Source organism: Streptomyces sp. NPDC059853, assembly GCF_042731495.1.
In the GTDB taxonomy this organism is placed as follows: Bacteria; Actinomycetota; Actinomycetes; order Streptomycetales; family Streptomycetaceae; genus Streptomyces.
Map to the genome: position 1 here is coordinate 1 of NZ_JBHWJL010000371.1, position 4480 is coordinate 4480.

Below are 4480 nucleotides of genomic sequence, written 5' to 3' on the forward strand. Positions count from 1 at the left end.
GTATGGGAGCGCTCCCACTCAGCGGGGATGCCCCTCATGGTGGGAGCACGGGTGACGTGCGTCAACACCTCGCGCATTACTTTTCCGAACGGGGATCAGCCCGCCGGGCCGGAATCGGCCGGGGCAGGCTTCGCATTACGCAGCCGGATGCCGCTGAAGCCCAGGCTGCTGCCGGTCACGGCGGCCCGGTGCGGCCACAGGTTGCCGAGGACCCGCAGCTGGGTCCCGGCCTCCCGGTGCAGCTCCAGCAGATCACCCACCGGCCCGGCAGGGCCCAGCGGCCCGGCTCAGGAGGGCTGGGGCTGCGGGTGGTCGTCGCGCAGTCCGAGGCGGCGGTGTTCGATGTGGTAGACGGCCTCGTCCAGCAATTGGGCCACGTGGTGGTCGTGCAGGCTGTATACGATCCTGCGGCCCTGGCGGCTGCCGCTGACCAGGCTGAGGGTGCGCAGCAGGCGCAGCTGGTGGGAGACGGCGGACTGTTCCATGCCGACGGCGGCGGCGAGTTCGGTGACGGGCAGCGGGCCTTCGCGCAGCCGGGCGAGGATCAGCAGCCGGGAAGGGGTGGCCAGCGCCTGGAGGGTCGCGGCGACGGATGCGGCGCTCTCCGCGTCCAGTTTGGCGGCCGGGGCGGCCCGGCGGTCGGCTCCATGTCCCATTCGGGCATGGTACGTGGCGCGAGTGGGTGGCCGGGAGCGCGGCCGGGGGCGGGCGTCTCATGCGGAAGGGTGATCGGCGGCCGGCCGCGCCCCGGGACGAAAGCGGGTGAGGGCCCGCAAAAACCCGTTGCTTTTCGCGGGCGCACGCCGTGAGGCTGGGCAGGTTGCCCAGTTCCGCACGGACCGACTCTGGGATGTCATGCACATTCGCGACTTGCCGTATTCCGACCCCGGTGAACCCGACGTACGTTCCGGTTTCCGCTTTCTCCTGTGGCTGTTCCGCCATCAGCTGGGCGGCCAGAGCCGCGCCCTGCTGTGGGGCACCCTGCACCAGGCGAGCATCGCGCTGCTGCCGCTGGTGCTCGGTCTGGTGGTCCAGGCGGTGGTGCACCGCTCGGGCCGCGACCTGGCGCTGAGCGGTCTGCTCATGCTGGCCATCTCCCTGACCATGACGCTGGCGGACACCCTGCTGCACCGGCAGGCCGTCACCAACTGGATCACGGCCGCGGCCCGGGTCCAGCAGTTGCTCGCCCGGCGGACCACCCGGCTGGGCGGCATGCTCACCCAGCGGGTGGCGGCGGGTGAGGTCGTCAAGGTCTCCACGGGGGACGTGGAGAAGATCGGCTGGTTCGTCGAGTCGGTCTCCCGGTTCGGGGCCGCCGTGGTGGTGGTCCTGTCGGTGTGCACCGGGCTGATCGTCTTCGAGCCCCGGCTGGGGCTGCTGGTGGCCGCGGGTGTGCTGGCCGTGGTGCTGTCCTTCGTGCCGCTGCTGCCGGCGGCCGTACGGCGGGCCGACATCGAGCGCGGGAAGTCCGGGCGGGCCACCGAGCTGGCCTCGGACACGGTCGCCGGGCTGCGGGTGCTGCGCGGCATCGGCGGTGAGGAACTGTTCCTGGAGCGCTACCGGCGGGCTTCGCAGGACGTGCGGGCCGCCTCGGTGCGCAGCGCCCGGATGTGGTCGCTGATCGACGCGGTGCAGGTGGTGATGCCGGGGCTGCTGCTGGTCGCGGTGGTGTGGCAGGGGGCCACGATGGCGGGCGAGGGCCGGATCTCGGCGGGCGCGCTGGTCACCGTGTACGGGGCGGCGACGTTCCTGATGTTCCCGCTGCGGCTCTTCCAGGAGACGGCGATGGCCTTCACCTTCTCCCGTCCTTCGGCCCAACGTGCGGTGCGGGTGCTGGGGCTGCTGCGGGAGTCCGGTCAGGCCGACGCGGCCGGCGGTGCGGACGCGGCGCCGCGGGGGGATCTGTGCGACCCCGCCAGCGGCCTGGTGGCCCGCGAGGGTCTGCTGACGGCCGTCGTCTGCGGGGACCCGAACACGGCGGAGCGGCTCGCCGGGCGGCTCGGCGGCCACCCGCTGCACGACGGGCAGGAGCCCTCGGCGCTGCTGGGCGGGGTCGCGCTCGACGGGCTGCCGCTGGTGGCGGCACGGACGGCCGTCCTGGTGCAGGACAAGGACCCGGTGCTGCTCTCGGGAACGCTGCGGGATCTGCTCGCGGTGCCCTCCTCCGGGCGGGTCACGGTCGAGGAGGCGCTGAGCGCGGCGCAGTGCGAGGACGTGCTGGAGGCGCTCTCCCGTGCGGCGGCCGGTCCGCAGGGCGATCCGATGGCGGCCCGGATCACCGAACGGGGCCGCTCGCTGTCCGGTGGGCAGCGGCAGCGTCTCGCGCTGGCGAGGTCGCTGCTCACCGACCCGGAGGTCCTGGTGCTGGACGAGCCGACCTCGGCGGTGGACTCGCACACCGAGGCGCGGATCGCGGCGGGGCTGGCCGGGCTGCGGGCCGGGCGCAGCACGGTGGTGTTCACCTCCTCGCCGCTGCTGCTCGACCGCGCGGACGCCGTGGTGTTCGTCCACGAGGGCCGGGTCGCGGCGCACGGGACACACCGGGAGCTGCTGGCGGCGCATCCCGGCTACCGGGCGGTCGTCACCCGGGAGCCGCAGACCACTCACTACGCGGAGGAGAGGGCATGATCGGCGTATCCCCGCCCGAGTACGATCCGTCGTCCGTGGAGCACGCCACCACACTGCCGGTGGCGGGCAGGGCGACGGTGCGGGCGTACGTACGGGAGTTGCTGCACCGGCACCGGGGGGCGTTCGCGGTGCTGGTGGGGGTGAACACGCTGGCCGTGCTCGCCTCGATGGTCGGCCCGTATCTGCTGGGCCGGGTGGTGCAGGATCTGGCGGCGGGTGTGGAGGATCTGCGGCTGGGGCCCACGGTGGCGCTGTTCACGGTGGCGCTGTTGGTGCAGGCGTTCTTCGTCCGGATGGTGCGGCTGCGCGGTGCCGTGCTGGGCGAGCGGATGCTGGCGGATCTGCGCGAGGACTTCCTGGTGCGGTCGGTGGGGCTGCCGCCGGGGGTGCTGGAGCGCGCGGGGACCGGAGACCTGCTGGCCCGGATCAACACCGATGTGGACCGGCTCGCCCAGGCGATGCGGGAGGCCGTGCCGCAGCTGGCGATCGCGGTGGTGTGGGCGGGCCTGCTGCTCGGCGGGATCGTGGTGACCGCTCCCGCGCTGGGGCTGGCGGCGCTGCTCGCGCTGCCGGTCCTGGTGGCGGGGTGCTGGTGGTACTTCCGCCGGGCGCCGGCCGCGTACCGGGCGGAGGCCGCCGGGTACGCGGCGGTGGCCGCGGCGCTGGCGGAGACGGTGGACGCGGGGCGGACCATCGAGGCGCACCGTCTGGAGGCGTCCCGGGTGGAGCTGTCGGAGCGGCGGGTTTTCGAGTGGACGCGCTGGGAGCGGTACACGCTGTGGCTGCGGACCATCCTGATCCCGACGATCAACGTCTACCACTCGCTGATCTTCGCCGGGGTGCTGCTGCTCGGCGGGGTCTTCGTGCTGAACGACTGGCTGTCGGTGGGTCAGCTGACCACCGGGGCGCTGCTGGCGCAGATGCTGGTGGAGCCGATCGGGATGATCGTGCGCTGGTTCGACGAGTTGCAGGTGGCGCAGGTGTCGCTGGCCCGGCTGGTCGGGGTGCGGGAGGTCGAGGACACGGAGGCGGACGCGTCGCTGACGCCGGAGGGGCGGGAACTGTCGGCGCGCAAGGTGCGGTTCGGCTATCTGGCGGGCCGTGACGTGCTGCACGATGTGTCGCTGCGGGTGCCGCCGGGGACCCGGATGGCGCTGGTGGGTCCTTCGGGCGCGGGCAAGTCGACGCTGGGACGGTTGCTGGCCGGGATCTACGCGCCGGGCAGTGGCGACATCACGCTGGGCGGGGCGCGGCTGGCCGGGATGCCGCCGGAGCGGGTACGGGAGCAGGTGGCGCTGGTCAACCAGGAGCACCATGTGTTCGTGGGGCCGTTGCGCGACAATCTGCTGCTGGCCAGGGAGGGTGCCACGGACGCGGAGCTGTGGGCGGCGCTGGGCGCGGTGGACGCGGACGGCTGGGTCCGGGAGCTGCCGCGGGGGCTGGACACCGAGGTGGGGTCCGGGGCGGTGGCGGTGACACCGGCGCAGGCGCAGCAGATCGCGCTGGCCCGGCTGGTGCTCGCGGATCCGCACACGCTGGTGCTGGACGAGGCGACGTCGTTGCTGGATCCGCGTGCGGCGCGGGATCTGGAGCGTTCGCTGGGGCGGGTGCTGGACGGCCGTACCGTGATCGCGATCGCGCACCGGCTGCACACGGCGCACGACGCGGATGTGATCGCGGTGGTGGAGGACGGCCGGATCAGCGAGCTGGGGAGCCACGACGAACTGGTGGCCGCCGACGGGGCGTATGCCGCGCTGTGGCGTTCCTGGCACGGTTCCCCGTCCCGGGAGGACGAGGCGGGCCGCCCGGTCCGCTGAGGACCGGCTGGAGGGCGCGGGACCGGAGCAGGGGC

4 protein-coding genes are annotated in these 4480 nt (G+C 73.6%); 2 read left to right on the forward strand and 2 right to left on the reverse strand.

Features of this window, described 5'->3' with window-relative positions:
* Positions 1-95: 95 nt before the first annotated feature.
* The gene (locus tag ACFV5N_RS25110) at positions 96-278 is read right to left on the reverse strand and encodes a DUF6886 family protein (RefSeq protein WP_385604029.1); all 183 of its coding nucleotides are present in this window, start codon (positions 276-278) and stop codon (positions 96-98) included.
* 9 nt (positions 279-287) lie between these two features.
* Positions 288-656, reverse strand: coding sequence for a metalloregulator ArsR/SmtB family transcription factor (locus tag ACFV5N_RS25115; RefSeq protein ID WP_019434496.1), 369 nt, complete (start codon positions 654-656; stop codon positions 288-290).
* Between the two features lie 199 nt (positions 657-855).
* Here ACFV5N_RS25115 and ACFV5N_RS25120 point away from each other — a divergent pair, with 199 nt between their 5' ends.
* A complete protein-coding gene (locus ACFV5N_RS25120; protein WP_385604024.1) occupies positions 856-2628 on the forward strand; it encodes an ABC transporter transmembrane domain-containing protein in 1773 nt (590 codons plus the stop codon).
* Complete coding sequence (locus ACFV5N_RS25125) at positions 2625-4445, forward strand: ABC transporter ATP-binding protein (protein WP_385604026.1); 1821 nt, start codon at positions 2625-2627, stop codon at positions 4443-4445. Before ACFV5N_RS25120 ends, ACFV5N_RS25125 begins: the two co-directional genes overlap by 4 nt.
* The last annotated feature ends 35 nt before the right edge of the window (positions 4446-4480 follow it).

Excerpts from the sequence above, each read along its gene's own strand:
- ACFV5N_RS25115 (WP_019434496.1), bottom strand. The coding sequence starts at position 656 with ATGGGACATGGAGCCGACCGCCGGGCCGCCCCGGCCGCCAAACTGGAC.
- ACFV5N_RS25120 (WP_385604024.1), top strand. The coding sequence starts at position 856 with ATGCACATTCGCGACTTGCCGTATTCCGACCCCGGTGAACCCGACGTA.
- ACFV5N_RS25125 (WP_385604026.1), top strand. The coding sequence starts at position 2,625 with ATGATCGGCGTATCCCCGCCCGAGTACGATCCGTCGTCCGTGGAGCAC.